Genomic DNA, 15,848 nt, shown 5'->3' with positions numbered 1-15,848 from the left:
AGAATTTTGCTTGGCGACCATAGCGCTGTGGACCCACCTGATCCCATGCCGAACTCAGTAGTGAAACGCAGTAGCGCCGATGGTAGTGTGGGGCCTCCCCATGTGAGAGTAGGACATCGCCAGGCTTGAATTTTTATTTATGTCACTGACATGAACAGTAACAGATTTACTTAGCGACCATAGCACAGCGGTCCCACCTGATCCCATGCCGAACTCAGAAGTGAAACGTTGTAGCGCCGATGGTAGTGTGGGGCCTCCCCATGTGAGAGTAGGACATTGCTAAGTGCCAAATTGCAAAATGCTGAATAGATACGCTGCGGAGCGGTAGTTCAGTTGGTTAGAATACCGGCCTGTCACGCCGGGGGTCGCGGGTTCGAGTCCCGTCCGCTCCGCCACTTATTTGAGAGTCGTCTCATTAAACACGAACAACAGGGGTATAGCTCCAATTGGCAGAGCAGCGGATTCCAAATCCGCGTGTTGGGAGTTCGAATCTCTCTACCCCTGCCACCTTCAAGGCTCTAGCAGAAATGTTGGAGCCTTTTTCATTTGTAGCTCCAATTGGCAGAGCAGCGGATTCCCCTAATACCAAAATAGCGCGTGTTGGGGCGAAGCTTTCGAATCTCCGGGATGCTGGCCCAGTCCCCTCTGCCACCTTCAAGGCTCTAGCAGAAATGCTGGGGCTTTTTTGCGTCTGTCGCTTATTTAAAAAAACACCCTCAGTTGAGGGCGTATTGTCTATCAGAAAGTCTTGCAGCGCACCGCATCAGGGCGGCAGAACATTTCATCGTGATCGCTGATGCACTGATTGACCACCTTGGTGATCGCCTTGCCGCGGCTGGATGAGCGCCCCTTGTATTGGCTGCCAAAGACACTCATTTGGCATTGGTACATTTGATCATGGCGTTCGTAATCGTGTTTTCGCTCCAGCTCCCTTTCCAGGCTATCCACTCTTTGGGTCAGCAAACGGATTTGGTATTCCAGCTCTCTGATACGCTGGTCATTACTGTTGCTTGCCGCATGGGCCTGCGTGGTTACGATAAGGCTGAGTGCCAGAAGGGGAAGTATTTTTTTGAGCATAGGTTTGCTGTCTTTAAGTAATTGAGCGATGTTTTATTTTGTGGGGATAATAGCAAAATATCACTCTATTTCAAATGTGCAACGATCTGAAATGAGGTGACCCTAAGTAGGGTTTGACTCGAAATTGACAAAAATTGCTGCGAAAAAGATGTGTTAGATGGTATCTTGTGGCTTTTTCAGGTTGAGCAAAATTGGAGTCATCATGCCGCATCTGCGTTTCCGAGCTGTTGAATTTGATCATGTGAAGGCGCTGTCGACCAAGCTGGTTGATGATTTGGAGCCGCTAATGGTTTGTCCCCGAGAGGATTTTACCCTCGAGCATATTTCAACGACTTTTATTTTTGATGGTGAAGTATCTGACGCCTACCCGTTTGTGGAGGTGCTGTGGTTTGACCGTGGTCAGGATGTGCAAGACAAAGTGGCGCAGATTATCACTGAGGCAATTCGCGCTGAACTTGAAGAGCCAGAGCAGGATGTTGCGGTGATATTCACTGCGCTGACACCGTCAGCATATTATGACAATGGCAGTCATTACTAGTACTCAAAGCGGCCAGTCGGCCGCTTTCCTTATTGCTGTACCAGGCAGTTAACAGAGTCTGTAAATTCATAGCGGTTGGTACATAGCTGCTTAGTAAGAGTCGTCGGTTAGGTAAGTTTGATGTCGCGTTATACCAAGGTTGTAGCAGGATTGGGGGTTGTCGCAGGAGCGTTGGGGATCAGCACAGGTGCACTGAACTGGTCGTTTGATGTGTCTGAAGTGCCTGAGGTCAGTGCCAATGTGTTGGCACCGCAGTTCTCGTTCAACTGTATTAAAAGCGATGTAGCCTTGCCGTTGGATCAGGACGGATCGTTTTCGGTATCGGTGTGGAATATCTACAAGCAGCAGAAAGAAAACTGGCGCTCCGAGCTTGAGAAAATTACTCATGACAGCGGGCTTGTTCTTCTGCAGGAAGCCAGCCTGACCGCCGAGCTGAAAGATTATTTGGATGATACTCGGTGGAAGGTAAGAATGGCCAATGCTTTCAAGTTCTTGAATACGCCTGCTGGGGTTATGAACTTGTCCTCGGTCAATGCCAAGACAACCTGTGCCTACCTGGCGATGGAACCCTGGTTGCGCTTGCCTAAATCTGCCCTGCTCTCCGAGTTCAACCTGTCAAATGGCCAGACGCTGGCAGTGGTTAACCTGCACGGGGTGAACTTTGCGTTGGGACTGGAAGAGTACAAAGAGCAGTTCCACACGTTGAAACGTGTGCTGGACAAGCATATCGGCCCGGTGATCTTGGCCGGTGATTTCAATACATGGCGCCAAGCGAGGTTGGATGTCGTGGATGAGTTTGCCCGCAGCTTGGGTTTGGAAGATGCGGTTTTGCGCCGTGACCAACGGGTGAAAATTTTCGGCAAGCCGCTCGATCACCTGTATTACCGAGGGCTAGAGTTGATAAGTGCGGAGGCACCGACTACCGATGCCTCCGATCATAATCCGATCATTGCCAACTTTATGCTGCAATAATCATTATCGGCCAGACGATCAAGGTCAGCAGCCACGGTAAGGCGGCGACAATGATACATTTGGCTCTGTCATAGTCTGTCCATGCCGCGACGGCGGCATAGCTCAGGGCGATATACCATGGCGCCAGCAGCGGTGCAGTGGTGGCAAATGCCGACCACGGGTGGTTCAGTGGCAGCTTCAGGAAGCCATTGAGGCTGTTGAGATCAGCAGCATTAGGCAAGAAGTTGCTGGTGTTGAAGACCGCATTGAGGTAGCTGGCGAAGTCACCGATGATAGCCGGTAGCATGATAAAACACGCGGCTGCCAGCCATTTGCCGAAACTGTGCTTGTAGCTGTTGCTCTTGGTGGCCAGGTTAAGCCAGAGCGCCAATACGAAAATCGCGGCTGTTCGGCCAAAGAAATCACTGAATACCTCACCGGCTAACAAGACCTCCTTGGTTAGCCAAGCTTCCTGCACTTGCTGTTCAACATTGGGCAGTTGCATCATCAGTGTCTGCTGTAACCAGTCCATATCGACGTGGTTGAAGTAACCGCCCCAAAAGAAGAACGGACCGATAATGATCAGCAGGTAGGGCACGAACGCCCACTTTGGGCGTTCGTGGACGGCTGCAAAACAGTCAATGGGGGAGCGGAAAGTATCGAGAACCGCAACAAACGGGTTTTTGGAAGGCGTCATACACTTACCTTGGTAACATCAACATAAAGTTTTAATTGCTGTCCTGGCTTGAGGTACTTTTGACCGCTGATCTGGTTCCATTTCACCACATCGGAGACTTTGACCTGGTAGCGCTGGGCAATAGTGCTTAGGTTGTCGCCAGAACGAACCTTGTAGTAAACCGTGCGGATCACGCCGCCCGTTTCACTGCTTTTCCATAGTGTCAGCTTTTGGCCAACACGAAGAGGGGCATTCTTGCTGATCCCGTTCCACCGAGTGATTTGGTCGATGGTGACTTTCTGCTGGCGGGCTATAGTCCAAAGGCTATCGCCGGACTGGACAGTATAGGAGGTGCGGTAGCCACTGCCGTGACTTTGCTGAGTGTTGTTGGCCATTCGAGCCGCAACCGTCTCACCGTCTTGCATTGCCACAGGGATCAGAATATGGCGACCGACGCGGATATTGGTGCCGCTCATATTGTTGGCACGTTGGATCTGCTTGGTCGTGGTCTTATGCTGGCGGGCTAGTACACTCAGGGTATCGCCTGGCTTGACCTCATAGCGGATCACTTTCATGCCACGGCGGCCATTTTCATCAAAGGCGGCATTGAATTTGTCGACCTTGTTGATCGGCAGCAGCAGATGGCTCGGGCCATCCGGTGCCGTTGCCCAGCGGTTGTAACCAGGGTTCAGGCGCTGAATTTCGTCGAGCGAAACATTGGCAAATTTGGCTGCCATTGCTAAATCCATCTGGGTTTTAGGCTTGACCAGTTTTACCGCAGGTTTGTTGTCGATCGCTGGGATACTGATACCGTACTTGTCGCGGTTCTGGATCACGTCCGAGACGGCAAGTAGCTTAGGGACATAGTCACTGGTTTCGCGCGGTAGATCGAGAGACCAGAAATCAGTTGGTTTGCCGGCGGCTTTGTTATTGCGGATCGCTCGGAACACCCGGCCTTCTCCGGTGTTGTAGGCGGCAAGGGCATGCAGCCAGTTACCGTCAAACTTGCGGTTGAGATATTCGAGTAGATCCAGTGCGGCACGGGTGGATTCCACCACATCCCGGCGGCCGTCATACCACCAGTTTTGCTCAAGGCCGAAGCTGCGGCCGGTTGGGGCGGTGATCTGCCAAAGCCCTGCCGCGCGGCCATGAGAATAGGCGAACTGGTCGAAAGAGCTTTCGACAATCGGCAGCAGCGCGAGCTCAAGGGGCAAATCGCGTTTTTCGATTTCCTCGGTGATCATATAGAGGAAAGGTTCGGCTCGCTGGGCAACGGTGTTGAGGTGGCTTGGGTGACGGAGATACCAGTCACGGTAGTGAATGACGCGCTGGTCATTGGGAATGTCCGCTCTCAGCTGCATGCTGATGCGTTGCCACACATCTTGTTGCTCCTGTGGGGTTGGAATTTTTTTAGGAACAACAACCTGCGGCTCAGGTGTTGGTGTTTTTGTTGTTGCCGTCGGAGCAACTTGGGCCGCAGGATCGTTATTGGTTGTGTTTGTTTTTTCTTCTACTGTATTTGTCGTATTTGTAATTTGGCAACCAGCCAGAAGTAGCGCACTCGCCAAAAAAAATCGGGTTTTCATGTGTCCAGCCTATAGCCAAAATAGTGGATGATAATACTTGTCCAACCACCTTGGTTACAAGTGACCTAGGTCAAAATTCGTCTTTCCAACGGCGCAGGGCTGCGAAAGTCTCGACGTCACTTTCGTTAACTGCTTTATTTGCAACCGATTTTTTTATGCTAGGCTGGTCACAGCGTAGGAATGGATTGATTAATTTTTCTTGTTTCAGAGTGCTTGGAATCGTGCTGATCCCCTGTGCCCTCATCCGGCTGACTTCTTCGCGGTAGCGCTGCAGGTGTGGGTTGTCTTGCTCGGCGACTAGGGCAAAGGCGAGATTACTGCTGGTGTATTCGTGGGCGCAGTACACCTCGGTTTCATCGGGGAGGGCACTGAGCTTTTGCAGCGAGGCATACATCTGTGCGGCGGTGCCTTCGAACAAACGGCCACAGCCAGCAGAAAACAGGGTGTCGCCGCAAAATAGCTTGCCGTCGCCGACGTAAGCGATATGGCCGGCAGTATGGCCCGGCACGCCTAGGACCATGAAGCGCTCACCGAAAATTTCGACCTGATCGCCATCATCGACCGATTGCGACACGCCCGGGATAGGCTCGGCAGAAGGAGCGACGATATGGATGTTGGGGTAGCGGCGCTTTAGCTCGCTGATCCCGCCTATATGGTCATGGTGGTGGTGGGTGATCAGGATGGCATCAAGCTCCAGCGCCTCTCTTTCCAAGAACTCAAGTACTGGAGTGGCATCACCGGGATCAACCACCACACAGTGGTTATCCGGACTGTGAATCAGCCAGATGTAATTGTCATTGAATGCAGGTATGCTTTTAATGGTCAGCATCGTTGTTTCTCCGGCTTTTTTTTGCTATTGAGCATCGACTTAGTATGGAATTGCTATGAAGCCAGCCCGCATATTAAAACATATCGAACCACCACACACCTGGTCACAAGTGGTCAATGGTGAATGGGCAGCAGAGCTACTGCAGGCCCAGCTTGATGAGTGGTGGCCCAAACTTTTCGGCTACCATATGCTAAAGCTGGGTGGGCTAAGCTGCGAATTGGCCAGTGGCCATTGTAACATCCAGCATCAGATTTGCATTGATAAGTTCAACCCTCTGCATAATGTGGTTGCTGACCCTTTCGCTTTGCCGTTTGTCGAGAAAGCCTTTGACGCCTGTGTCGTCGCCCATCAGCTGGATTACTGCAGCGATCCACACCGGCTGCTCAGGGAGGTTGACCGGGTGATTGTCGATGATGGCTATATCCTGATCAGCGGGAATAACCCGGTGAGTGCTTTGGGACTACGGGGAATTCTGCCTTGGAATCACAAGCGCTTTCCGTGGAAAGGCCGGATGTTCATGCCGATGCGGGTAAAAGACTGGCTAGGGGTGCTGAACTACGAGGTCGTGTTCCACGAGAACTTTGCGATCCTGCCCGCCACCCGTCATCAGGCCTGCTCTGCCTGGGTGGAAGGTATGGTATCGGATAGCTTATCGTCGGTCGGCAGTATGTATTTGATCGTGGCGAGAAAACGCACCGTGCCCCTGAAGCCGATCAAACCGACGTGGAAGCTAAGGCGACAGCTGGCTCCGCTGGGGATGAACTGCCGCACCAAGGCTTCCCGTAAGCAGAAATGCTAGCTTTAGCTCGCCTGGTAGCCGGTATCATCTTGGGTAGGTGATTCTGCTGCGCTACGAGCCAACTCATCACAGCGTTCATTTTCCGGGTGGCCGGCATGGCCTTTTACCCAGTGCCAGTTGACTTGGTGGCGTTGGGTTTCGTTATCGAGGCGCTGCCATAAATCTGCATTTTTGACCGGTTTCTTGTCGGCGGTTTTCCAGCCGCGCTTTTTCCAGTTGTGGATCCACTGGGTGATGCCTTGGCGGACATATTGGCTATCAGTTGTCAGCTCGACCTGGCACGGCTCTTTCAAACTGGCCAGGCCAACAATCGCGGCCAACAATTCCATGCGATTGTTGGTGGTCATGAAAAAGCCTTCGCTGAGCTCTTTTTCATGCTGTTTATAGCGCAATACGGTACCATAGCCCCCAGGTCCCGGGTTGCCGAGACAAGAACCGTCCGTGAAAATTTCTACCTGCTTCGTCATATTTGGTAGTATTCGTCTTAGTTAAAAACTTTAGTCTGACACAATCGCTACTATGAACGCCACTAATGAACGCATAATCGTATTCGATACTGAAACAACCGGTATGAATATGACCGGCCCTCACTATGAAGGACACTGCATTGTCGAGATCGGCGCGGTGGAAATTATCAACCGCAAGCTGACGGGCAACACCTTCCATGTGTATATCAAGCCGGACCGTGAAATCGATGCCGAGGCGATTGACGTCCACGGTATTACCGATGAGTTTCTGGTTGACAAGCCGACTTACGGCGACGTCCACCAGGAGTTTATGGATTTTATCCGCGGTGCAGAGCTGGTCGCTCACAACGCGCCCTTCGATATCGGCTTTATGGATTACGAGTTTCGCAAGCTCGATCCGTCGATAGGCAAGACGACAGATTTCTGCAAGGTGACCGATACCCTTGAGATGGCCAAGCGGCTGTTCCCGGGGAAAAGGAACAACCTTGACGTGCTCTGTTCCCGTTACGGGATTGATAACTCGCACCGTACCCTCCACGGGGCATTGCTCGATGCCGAGATCCTGGCCGATGTCTATCTGATGATGACCGGTGGCCAGACGTCTCTGGCCCTTAGCAGCGGCAGCGAAGAGAGTGATACCGGTGCAGAAAATGCGATCCGCCGTCTGGCATCAGGGCGAAAAGCGCTAAAGGTTATCCGGGCTTCTGCCGATGAAATACAAGCGCATGAAGCGCGCTTGGACATTATCGACAAGAAGGGTGACGTGATGTGGCGTCAATAAGGGTATGATGAAGCGATTAGGGTTGCTGCTGTTGTTATGGCCGCTGCTGTTGTTATGGCCACAATTATTGTGGGCCGATGACAGCACGGTAATGTCTTGGTTGGATAATCGCTTCCGGGTTGACCCGACGGTGCAGCAGGTCTCTTTTATGGTCAAGCGTGATCAGAAAAGTAACGCTGTGGTGTTAGTTCGCCCTGACGGCCAGAAATATTATGCCTGGCGTCATCCCGATAACGTTTCTTGGTACGAAGCCCCGGGGATGGACATTATTTCCATTGAGAACCCGATGGCAGGGCCATGGCAAGCGGTGGGCAAGGTCAGCCCGAAAAACCAAATTGTGGTCTTGTCTGATCTCAAGTTGGAGGTTGACAAGTTACCGGCCCGCCTTTACCAATCTGAAACCATCAAGTTTTCTGCCCGCCTGACCCAAAACGGCAAACCGCTTCAGCTTCGCGACTTCCTTGACCGTATCAATCTAACGGTGGTCTTCTACGAGTATATCGAAAATCTCGACGGGCTTCCCAAAGAGGCATTACCGATGCCGATCCCGATGGGCACCTTTGCCGATGACGGCCTGGGTTTCGATGAGGTGGCCGGTGATGGGGTCTTTACGGTCGCCCTGCCGGTGGAGCTTCAACCGGGTAAGTATACGGTCAAGGTCAGTTCCGGCAATGGTATTTTTCTCCGTACAGTCGAGCAGGAGGTACTGGTCTACCCGCCGCCGATTTCGGCAAGCTTTATTCAAGGCCGGGGACAGTCTGAGGCCCATCAGGTGGTGGTCGCTGGGGAGGAGGGCGCCTTGAAGGCGGGCTCCTTGGCCGCTCATATTGAGCAGGTGAGCTTCGAAGGGGAGACGACGATCAGTCAGCAAGCTGCCTTGCCGGATGAAGAAATGCTGACGGTGTGGCTGCCTAACGGTAAGCTGGCCGGACGTTACACCTGGTCGGGCTGGCTCTATGCTACCGACCGTTTCAGCAACCGTGAGCTGATTTTCCAGCTTCCCGACAGCCACTTTGCCATTCAGGCCGAGCTCCAGCTCGATCGCAACCTGGCTGCATTTCGCGAGCAGCAGGAAGCCAAGGAGCGGCAGGCAGAGTTAGAACGGTTGGCTGCCGAGCGGCAAGCTGCCCGTACCAAGGCCATGAAAATTATCGCGCTGGCCAATGTGTTGGTGATTGTGCTGGTGGTTGTCGGTGTCGTACTGTGGCGCAAGCGCAAAGTGAAAAAAACGATAGAAAGCGCCGAACTCAGTGTACCGGAAAGTTGATATGAGAACGTTCGTTACGAGATAGCAAAAAGGGAAGCCGAGGCTTCCCTTTGTCATCGTTGGGGTTGGTCGCTTAGGCCGCTATTTCCTTTGGTGTCGGTTGGTAGGGCTTGGCTGCCAGCTCTTGCGGGTCAAAGTCATCGACATTGATGGTACGCAGTCGGCCCTCTTCGGCACGGCGTAGCAGCTCGGCTTCTTCAGGGTTAATCACATTGAGCTCTAGCCCTTTTTCCGCCACTTTATCAAGTTGCATGAACGGCATCTTCTTGCCTGCGGCTTTGCAGATACGGTCGTAGATTGGCTCGGCGGCAAGGATATCAAGTAGTGTTTCTTCAATCATTCCCACGGCATTGTTGGCGGTTGCTTCAAGGTACTGGTTGCGGCCGATGCGGCTGCGGGTTTCGCTCGGGGTCTGGATGATCCGTGCAACTTTGTGATCTAGCCTATCCGACGGGCGTACTCGGCTCAGTCCCAGAGGGAATACCAAGGTACGGAGCAGTGCGGCAATTGGGCGGTTCGGGAAGTTGCGCAGGAACTCGTCCAGAGCTTCCTGAGTCTGGTAGAGGGCATCTTGTAATCCCCAGTGAACCAAAGGCAGATCTTCCGCCTTGGCGCCTTCGTCGGTAAAGCGCTTCAATGTGGCCGAGGCCAGGTATAGTTGGCTTAACACATCACCCAGGCGGGCCGACAGGCGTTCTTTGCGCTTGAGTGAGCCGCCCAGCACTGCCATCGAAATATCTGCCAGTAGGGCCAGGTTGGCGCTGTAGCGGTTGAGTTGCTGGTAGTAGCGCGTGGTTTGATCTTTCCTCGGTGCGGATGAAGCTCGGCCGTCGGTCAGGCCGAACCAGAACGAGCGAACCATATTGCTGATCACAAAGCCAACATGGCCGAACAGGGATTGGTCAAAGTCGCGCAGCGCTTTGTCGGCGTCTTCGTCGTAAGCGGCATTGATTTCGTTGAGCACATAGGGATGGCAGCGGATTGCTCCCTGGCCAAAGATGATCATCGAGCGAGTCAGGATATTGGCTCCCTCAACGGTGACCGCAATCGGTGCTCCCTGGTAACCACGGGCCAGGAAGTTGCTAGGCCCCATGCAGATCCCTTTACCACCAACAATGTCCATCGCATCAATGACACTGCGCTGGCCTCGGTGGGTGCAGTGATATTTTACAATCGCTGAGATCACCGATGGTTTTTCGCCAAGGTCGATACCAGTCACCGTCAGGTTACTGGCCGCATCCATGACATAGGCATTACCCGTGAGTCGGGCCAACGGCTCCTCGATCCCTTCCATCTTGCCGATAGGCAGTTTGAACTGGCGACGGATTCGGGCGTAGGCGCCGGTCGCCATGGCTGCGGACTTCAACCCTCCGGTTGAGTTGGATGGCAGTGTGATGCCGCGGCCGACCGACAGGCATTCCACCAGCATACGCCAGCCTTGGCCGGCCATCTCCTGGCCACCAATGATGAACTCGATAGGAACGAAGACTTTTTCCCCCTGGGTTGGACCGTTCTGGAACGGGACATTGAGCGGGAAGTGGCGGCGGCCGATTTCCACGCCGTCAACCTCGGTTGGGATCAGGGCACAGGTAATGCCCAGCTCTTCCTCGTCGCCGAGCAGGTGGTCGGGGTCAAACAGTTTAAAGGCCAAGCCGAGTACGGTTGCGACCGGTGCCAAGGTGATATAGCGCTTGTTCCAGGTCAGTTCCATCCCGAGGACTTCTTCTCCCTGCCAGATGCCTTTCTTGACGATACCGAAGTCCGGGATAGAGCCTGCGTCGGAGCCCGCTTCTGGGCTGGTCAGGGCAAAACAGGGAATTTCCTTGCCTTCGGCAAGGCGGGGGAGGTAATGATCTTTTTGTTCTTTGGTGCCGTAGTGCTGCAACAGCTCGCCCGGACCGAGTGAATTTGGGACGCCAACCGTAGAGGAAAGTACGCCAGAAACCCCGGTCAGCTTCTGCAGCACCAGTGACTGGGCGTAAGCCGAAAACTCAAGGCCGCCGTATTCTTTCTTAATGATCATCGCGAAGAACTTGTGGTCTTTCAGGTACTGCCAAACTTCAGGTGGCAGATCGGCCAGCTCGTGGGTGACCTGGAAATCATTGACCATGCGACAAACTTCATTGACCGGACCATCGAGAAAGGCTTTTTCCTCAGGGCTCAGTCGCGGGGCCGGGATATCGTGCAGCTTGTTCCAGTCTGGGGCTCCACGGAACAAGTCGGCTTCCCACCATACCGTACCGGCGTCGATGGCTTCTTTCTCGGTCCGTGACATTTCAGGCATCACTTTCTTGAAGGCGCCGAGCGCGCGGCGGCTCAGCAGCGAGCGGCGTAGGGAAGTGATGTTGAGCGGGATAGCAATGACAAGGAAAGCCAACCAGCTGAACTGGCCGGTAATATCAAGTAAGGTGCCCACGGCCAGTGCAGCGGCAATAGCCAGGGTGAAGGTGCGAAGGTTTGCCCGGTGGTAAGCCAGCACACCGGTTATACCAATCAGCCCGAGTAGGTACACAAGTGTAACCATGTTCAATCTCCTTATAGGGGCGTTGCTTTTTATAATTTAGGTACATTTTATGCAAGGTAAGAGGTCTAACCACTTGTGATAAGTGTAATGTTGTTTTTAAGGAAATGTAAAATAATTTTCCGTTCTGAAAGGGGGCAGTTACGTAAAGATGTCTTGTCACTGCTTGTAAAATAAGGGATTGATCGAGATCAGCGTGAAGGAAAAAACTACTTGCGTTAATTCCTCATACAATTAAGATCCCGTGACATAGTTCACGTATTATCAGGACTACGGCATCGAAGCCGCATTTTCATGATTTTTCAGGGAGTGAACGAGGCTGCGCAAAGTGGCCTTTCCAGATTGTTGCCTTTCCCGGACTCCGACTGACAGTTGCCCGCCGGATCCCATTCTCGGGATGACAGCTACCTTTTCTTTCTTTTCACCAAACGGTAACAAGCGTGTTTGGCTTTTGTCGTTGCTGTTTGGCTTGCAAGGGGTTTACCGTGTTGCTATTTGATGCGTTTAAACAGGCCTGGCGTGAAGGCTTTTCACTTTCGTCGCTGCGGTCCGATATTGTTTCCGGTGTTACCGTCGGTGTAGTCGCGATCCCTCTGGGGATGGCCTTGGCGATTGCTGTCGGGGTGCCGCCCCAGCATGGGTTGTACACGGTGATTGTGGCCGGTTTGCTGGCGGCGCTGCTGGGGGGCTCACGCTTTAATATTACCGGGCCGACAGCCGCGTTTGTGGTGATCCTGTTACCTATCACCCAGCAATATGGGCTGTCCGGCTTGATGCTGGCAACCATGATGTCCGGGGTGATCTTGCTGCTGATGGGGATATTACGTTTAGGCCAGTTGGTGGCCTATGTCCCGTATCCGGTGACAACCGGCTTTACTGCAGGTATCGGTTTGACGATCGCCTTCTTACAACTCAAAGATCTGCTGGGGCTGAGTGTTGCTAGCAACCCGATCCACTTTCCAGAAAAAGTGGTGGCCTATGCCAGCGCGATGCCGACCCTGAATATGGCCGATGCCCTGATCGGGGTCGTGACTATCGCGGCTTTTATTCTCTGGGCCAAGCTGAAAACCAAGGTCCCGGCCCATGTCGTGGCGCTATTGGCCGGTACTTTGTTGGCGCTGCTGGTCAATCACGGCAGCGGCGGGCATGTAGGCCTGCTGGGTGAGAAGTTCCACTACCAGATCGGTGACTTGGTTGGCCAGGGGATCCCGCAGGTGTTGCCGCAGCTCGTCATGCCGTGGCAGGACGGCCATTTCTCATGGGCACTGGTGGTAGAGCTGTTGCCAGCGGCGTTTACTATCGCCATGCTGGGTTGTATTGAGTCCCTGCTGTGTGCCGTTGTGGCCGATGGCATGACGGGCACTAAGCATAACCCCAATGCCGAGCTGGTCGGCCAGGGCTTGGCAAATATGGTGGTACCGTTCTTTGGCGGGATCCCGGCGACGGCTGCTATTGCCCGTACCGCAACCAATATCCGGGCCGGTGCCTTCTCCCCGTTGTCGGCGATTGTCCATTCCCTGTTTGTATTGGCTGCAATGATTGCCTTGGCACCGATGCTGTCCTATGTGCCGATGAGTGCACTGGCGGGCTTGCTGATCATGGTGGCCTGGAACATGTCCGAGGCACCACACTTTGTCCATACCCTGAAAGTCGCCCCGAGAAGGGATGTCGCGGTACTGCTGACCTGCTTTACCCTGACCGTCGTCTTCGACATGGTGGTGGCGGTCGTGGTGGGCTTACTACTGGCTGGGGTCTTGTTTATCCAGCGTATCGCCTCGCTGACCACGGTCGACAAAGTGGCCGGAGGGCACCCGCACCAGAATTTCGGTGATGATGTGGTGGTCTATGACATCAACGGCCCGCTGTTTTTTGCCGCCAGTGAAAAAGCCCTGTCGGTGATTGACTACACCGCGCCCGAGACTCAGGCGGTGGTGTTGGATTTCAGTGATGTCACCACCATTGATATAACCGCTATTCATGCGCTGGAAAACGCCATTGACCGGATCCGTGACTACCCGGTTTACCTGCTTGGCGTGGCTGCGCATATCGAGAAGAAGCTGGCAGCTGCCGGTCTTTTAACCGTGGATAATGTTGCTTGCTGTGGCTCTGCCGAGTCATTACGTGAACATTTGGCGATAAAGACTCACAATGTTCAATCTAAGGAGTCGACACTTCCAAGCGTTTCTTTGTACACTGCTAGTTGATAATAATTTTTGATAAGACAGAGAAGGTCCTATGTATCAAGACACCATCCGCGCCGAGTTGACGGAAGCGGCAGAAGTCCTCAACCGTTTTTTAAGCGATGACAAGAATATTGCTGATATCGAAGCAGCTGCCAAAATTCTGGCCGAGTCGTTTAAGCAAGGTGGCAAGGTGTTGTCTTGTGGTAACGGTGGATCGCACTGTGATGCGATGCATTTTGCCGAAGAGCTAACAGGGCGTTACCGCGAAAACCGCCCGGGTTACCCTGGGATTGCGATTTCCGATCCGAGCCATTTGTCTTGTGTCAGCAATGACTTCGGCTACGAGTCGGTATTCTCCCGCTATCTAGAAGCGGTCGGCGCAAAAGGTGATGTCCTGTTCGGCCTATCGACATCGGGTAATTCCGGTAATATCCTGAAGGCTATTGAGGCAGCCAAGGCCAAGGGGATGAAAGTGATCGCCCTGACAGGTAAAGACGGCGGCAAGATGGCGGGCCTGGCCGATGTTGAAATTCGCGTGCCGCACTTCGGCTATGCTGATCGTATCCAGGAAGTCCATATCAAGATCATTCACATCTTGATTATGCTTATCGAAAAAGAGATGGCGGAATAATCCAGTCTCGATGACTGGTGCAACAGAGGAAGGGCATAAAGGACTATGTGTGAATTACTTGGCATGAGTGCTAATGTGCCGACAGATATATGCTTTAGTTTCACCGGCTTGATGCAGCGTGGCGGTAATACCGGCCCGCACCGCGACGGCTGGGGCATAACCTTTTACGAGGGCAAAGGGTTTAGGACCTTCAAGGATCCGAACCCGAGCTGCAAATCACGTATTGCAGAGTTGGTGCAGGAATACCCGATAAAGAGCTGTGCGGTGGTCAGCCACATCCGGCAGGCAAACCGGGGGGGGGTGAGTCTGGAAAATACCCACCCGTTTACCCGGGAGCTCTGGTGTCAATACTGGACCTTTGCCCACAATGGCCAATTGACCGGTTATGAACAGCTCGATACCGGCCGGTTCAAGGCGGTGGGCGATACCGACAGCGAAATCGCTTTCTGCTGGCTGCTCAAACAGCTGGATGACAAGTTCCCGGATACGCCGGATGATTGGGAGGCGGTATATTGCCTGCTGGCGGAAAGTTGTGACACGCTTCGTGAGCTGGGGGTCTACAACATGCTGCTGAGCAACGGTGAGTATGTACTAACCTACTGTACTAATAATCTCCATTGGATCACCCGTCGGGCACCGTTTGGCAAGGCGTCTTTGATCGATGAGGATGTGACGATTGATTTTCATGAAGAGACGACACCTAACGATGTGGTGACGGTTATCGCCACCCAGCCGCTGACCAATGACGAGAGTTGGCACAAGATGGCGGTCGGGGAGTTTAATGTGTTCCATTTTGGCGAGCAGGTTTTCAATCGAACCTTGTAATATCCCGCAGGATAAATAAAAAACGCGACCATCGGTCGCGTTTTTTTATGCCGGCTAGAAGCCCGGCAGGCTTATTCGTCGGCCGCATAGCCCGATAGCGGTAACAGGGTGCCATCGAGTACTGCCTTGCCTTCAGCCATCGCCACCCGGCCCTGCAGGCACCAGTTGGCAACCATTGGGTAGATGCGGTGTTCTTGCTCCTGCACGCGCGCCATGACTTCGTCGGCGGTGTCACCGGCAAAGATAGGCACCTTGGCCTGGAGGATCACCGGACCGCCATCGAGCTCCTCGGTGACGAAATGGACACTGGTACCGTGCTCGTCATCGCCGGCGTCGATAGCCCGCTGGTGGGTATTGAGGCCGGTGTATTTCGGTAGCAAGGAGGGGTGGACATTGAGCATCCGGCCCTGGTAGTGGCGGACAAAGTCACCACTGAGGATGCGCATGAAGCCGGCCAGGATCACCAGATCCGGCTGGTAGCTGTCGATGCGCTCGGCCATGGCCTGGTCAAATGCGTCACGGTCGGCATAGTCGGCTGCCGACAGGTGGAGGGCATCAATGCCAGCTTGGCGGGCACGCTCTAGTCCGTAAGCGTCGGCCTTGTTGGACAATACCGCACTGATACGGCCGTCCTTGATGATGCCTGACTCGCAGGCATCAATCATCGCTTGAAGGTTAGAGCCGTTGCCCGAGAGCAGAACAACGATATTCTTCATT

General features: G+C 53.5%; 15 protein-coding genes, 2 tRNA genes and 2 rRNA genes. 12 read left to right on the top strand and 7 right to left on the bottom strand.

What is annotated here, in order from left to right; all coding sequences use genetic code 11:
* The first annotated feature begins 9 nt into the window (after positions 1 to 9).
* The 4 genes from rrf (C9J03_RS23830) to C9J03_RS23815 all read left to right on the top strand — a co-directional run bounded on the left by rrf (C9J03_RS23830) (position 10) and on the right by C9J03_RS23815 (position 507).
* Positions 10 to 125 (top strand): 5S ribosomal RNA (rrf, locus tag C9J03_RS23830).
* Between the two features lie 44 nt (positions 126 to 169).
* Positions 170 to 285 (top strand): 5S ribosomal RNA (rrf, locus tag C9J03_RS23825).
* A 33-nt stretch (positions 286 to 318) separates the two neighbouring features.
* Positions 319 to 395: transfer RNA gene (locus C9J03_RS23820), tRNA-Asp, on the top strand.
* A 35-nt stretch (positions 396 to 430) separates the two neighbouring features.
* Positions 431 to 507 (top strand) — tRNA-Trp (locus C9J03_RS23815).
* A 231-nt stretch (positions 508 to 738) separates the two neighbouring features.
* Here the strand turns inward: C9J03_RS23815 and C9J03_RS23810 are convergent.
* Complete coding sequence (locus C9J03_RS23810) at positions 739 to 1,077, bottom strand: hypothetical protein (protein WP_044622609.1); 339 nt, start codon at positions 1,075 to 1,077, stop codon at positions 739 to 741.
* A gap of 202 nt (positions 1,078 to 1,279) precedes the next feature.
* Here C9J03_RS23810 and C9J03_RS23805 point away from each other — a divergent pair, with 202 nt between their 5' ends.
* Both C9J03_RS23805 and C9J03_RS23800 read left to right on the top strand, forming a co-directional pair.
* The gene (locus C9J03_RS23805; protein ID WP_044624382.1) at positions 1,280 to 1,615 is read left to right on the top strand and encodes a DUF1904 domain-containing protein; all 336 of its coding nucleotides are present in this window, start codon (positions 1,280 to 1,282) and stop codon (positions 1,613 to 1,615) included.
* 120 nt (positions 1,616 to 1,735) lie between these two features.
* Positions 1,736 to 2,587, top strand: coding sequence for an endonuclease/exonuclease/phosphatase family protein (locus tag C9J03_RS23800; RefSeq protein WP_044622610.1), 852 nt, complete (start codon positions 1,736 to 1,738; stop codon positions 2,585 to 2,587).
* On the opposite strand, the gene C9J03_RS23795 is transcribed toward C9J03_RS23800, so the two are convergent.
* The 3 genes from C9J03_RS23795 to gloB form a co-directional block, all read right to left on the bottom strand.
* The gene (locus C9J03_RS23795) at positions 2,574 to 3,263 is read right to left on the bottom strand and encodes a Yip1 family protein (RefSeq protein WP_044622611.1); all 690 of its coding nucleotides are present in this window, start codon (positions 3,261 to 3,263) and stop codon (positions 2,574 to 2,576) included. The two genes, C9J03_RS23800 and C9J03_RS23795, sit on opposite strands and share 14 nt — an antisense overlap.
* The gene (locus tag C9J03_RS23790) at positions 3,260 to 4,828 is read right to left on the bottom strand and encodes a lytic transglycosylase (RefSeq protein WP_044622612.1); all 1,569 of its coding nucleotides are present in this window, start codon (positions 4,826 to 4,828) and stop codon (positions 3,260 to 3,262) included. The genes C9J03_RS23795 and C9J03_RS23790 overlap by 4 nt, the downstream gene beginning before the upstream one ends.
* A 70-nt stretch (positions 4,829 to 4,898) precedes the next feature.
* Positions 4,899 to 5,657, bottom strand: a complete 759-nt coding sequence (gene gloB / locus C9J03_RS23785) for a hydroxyacylglutathione hydrolase (protein ID WP_044622613.1) — start codon at positions 5,655 to 5,657, stop codon at positions 4,899 to 4,901.
* 55 nt (positions 5,658 to 5,712) lie between these two features.
* On the opposite strand from gloB, the gene C9J03_RS23780 reads away from it, so the two are divergent.
* Complete coding sequence (locus tag C9J03_RS23780) at positions 5,713 to 6,456, top strand: methyltransferase domain-containing protein (protein WP_044622614.1); 744 nt, start codon at positions 5,713 to 5,715, stop codon at positions 6,454 to 6,456.
* Between the two features lie 2 nt (positions 6,457 to 6,458).
* Here C9J03_RS23780 and rnhA read toward each other — a convergent pair whose 3' ends face one another.
* Positions 6,459 to 6,923, bottom strand: a complete 465-nt coding sequence (rnhA, locus tag C9J03_RS23775; RefSeq protein ID WP_044622615.1) for a ribonuclease HI — start codon at positions 6,921 to 6,923, stop codon at positions 6,459 to 6,461.
* A 52-nt stretch (positions 6,924 to 6,975) separates the two neighbouring features.
* Between rnhA and dnaQ the strand changes: the two genes are divergently transcribed.
* On the top strand, positions 6,976 to 7,704 hold the full coding sequence (gene dnaQ, locus C9J03_RS23770; protein WP_039461409.1) for a DNA polymerase III subunit epsilon: 729 nt from the start codon (positions 6,976 to 6,978) through the stop codon (positions 7,702 to 7,704).
* Positions 7,705 to 7,711: 7 nt separating this feature from the next.
* On the top strand, positions 7,712 to 8,971 hold the full coding sequence (locus C9J03_RS23765; RefSeq protein WP_044624383.1) for a TIGR03503 family protein: 1,260 nt from the start codon (positions 7,712 to 7,714) through the stop codon (positions 8,969 to 8,971).
* A 73-nt stretch (positions 8,972 to 9,044) separates the two neighbouring features.
* Here C9J03_RS23765 and fadE read toward each other — a convergent pair whose 3' ends face one another.
* Positions 9,045 to 11,495 carry an acyl-CoA dehydrogenase FadE gene (fadE, locus tag C9J03_RS23760; protein ID WP_044622616.1) on the bottom strand — a complete coding sequence of 817 codons (2,451 nt, stop codon included), beginning with the start codon at positions 11,493 to 11,495 and terminating at the stop codon, positions 9,045 to 9,047.
* A gap of 482 nt (positions 11,496 to 11,977) precedes the next feature.
* Here fadE and dauA point away from each other — a divergent pair, with 482 nt between their 5' ends.
* Genes dauA through C9J03_RS23745 form a run of 3 tightly spaced genes read left to right on the top strand, consistent with a single transcriptional unit; the run spans position 11,978 to position 15,131 of the window.
* A complete protein-coding gene (dauA, locus tag C9J03_RS23755; RefSeq protein ID WP_044622617.1) occupies positions 11,978 to 13,696 on the top strand; it encodes a C4-dicarboxylic acid transporter DauA in 1,719 nt (572 codons plus the stop codon).
* A 31-nt stretch (positions 13,697 to 13,727) separates the two neighbouring features.
* Positions 13,728 to 14,306, top strand: coding sequence for a D-sedoheptulose 7-phosphate isomerase (gene lpcA / locus C9J03_RS23750; RefSeq protein WP_039461415.1), 579 nt, complete (start codon positions 13,728 to 13,730; stop codon positions 14,304 to 14,306).
* A gap of 45 nt (positions 14,307 to 14,351) precedes the next feature.
* Entirely contained in the window at positions 14,352 to 15,131 is a 780-nt protein-coding gene (locus C9J03_RS23745) for a class II glutamine amidotransferase (protein WP_044622618.1), read from the top strand.
* 71 nt (positions 15,132 to 15,202) lie between these two features.
* On the opposite strand, the gene purN is transcribed toward C9J03_RS23745, so the two are convergent.
* Positions 15,203 to 15,847 carry a phosphoribosylglycinamide formyltransferase gene (gene purN, locus C9J03_RS23740; protein ID WP_044622619.1) on the bottom strand — a complete coding sequence of 215 codons (645 nt, stop codon included), beginning with the start codon at positions 15,845 to 15,847 and terminating at the stop codon, positions 15,203 to 15,205.
* Position 15,848: the final 1 nt, after the last annotated feature.

It is taken from the genome of Photobacterium gaetbulicola, from assembly GCF_003025515.1.
In the GTDB taxonomy this organism is placed as follows: domain Bacteria; phylum Pseudomonadota; class Gammaproteobacteria; order Enterobacterales; family Vibrionaceae; genus Photobacterium; species Photobacterium gaetbulicola.
Note: the sequence above shows the minus strand (reverse complement) of the source record. Positions and strands in the feature narration are given on the sequence as shown.

Bases quoted from the DNA above. Each gene is read 5' to 3' on its own strand.
- C9J03_RS23810 (WP_044622609.1), bottom strand. From the start codon at position 1,077: ATGCTCAAAAAAATACTTCCCCTTCTGGCACTCAGCCTTATCGTAACC.
- C9J03_RS23805 (WP_044624382.1), top strand. From the start codon at position 1,280: ATGCCGCATCTGCGTTTCCGAGCTGTTGAATTTGATCATGTGAAGGCG.
- C9J03_RS23800 (WP_044622610.1), top strand. From the start codon at position 1,736: ATGTCGCGTTATACCAAGGTTGTAGCAGGATTGGGGGTTGTCGCAGGA.
- C9J03_RS23795 (WP_044622611.1), bottom strand. From the start codon at position 3,263: ATGACGCCTTCCAAAAACCCGTTTGTTGCGGTTCTCGATACTTTCCGC.
- C9J03_RS23790 (WP_044622612.1), bottom strand. From the start codon at position 4,828: ATGAAAACCCGATTTTTTTTGGCGAGTGCGCTACTTCTGGCTGGTTGC.
- gloB (WP_044622613.1), bottom strand. From the start codon at position 5,657: ATGCTGACCATTAAAAGCATACCTGCATTCAATGACAATTACATCTGG.
- C9J03_RS23780 (WP_044622614.1), top strand. From the start codon at position 5,713: ATGAAGCCAGCCCGCATATTAAAACATATCGAACCACCACACACCTGG.
- rnhA (WP_044622615.1), bottom strand. From the start codon at position 6,923: ATGACGAAGCAGGTAGAAATTTTCACGGACGGTTCTTGTCTCGGCAAC.
- dnaQ (WP_039461409.1), top strand. From the start codon at position 6,976: ATGAACGCCACTAATGAACGCATAATCGTATTCGATACTGAAACAACC.
- C9J03_RS23765 (WP_044624383.1), top strand. From the start codon at position 7,712: ATGAAGCGATTAGGGTTGCTGCTGTTGTTATGGCCGCTGCTGTTGTTA.
- fadE (WP_044622616.1), bottom strand. From the start codon at position 11,495: ATGGTTACACTTGTGTACCTACTCGGGCTGATTGGTATAACCGGTGTG.
- lpcA (WP_039461415.1), top strand. From the start codon at position 13,728: ATGTATCAAGACACCATCCGCGCCGAGTTGACGGAAGCGGCAGAAGTC.
- C9J03_RS23745 (WP_044622618.1), top strand. From the start codon at position 14,352: ATGTGTGAATTACTTGGCATGAGTGCTAATGTGCCGACAGATATATGC.
- purN (WP_044622619.1), bottom strand. From the start codon at position 15,847: ATGAAGAATATCGTTGTTCTGCTCTCGGGCAACGGCTCTAACCTTCAA.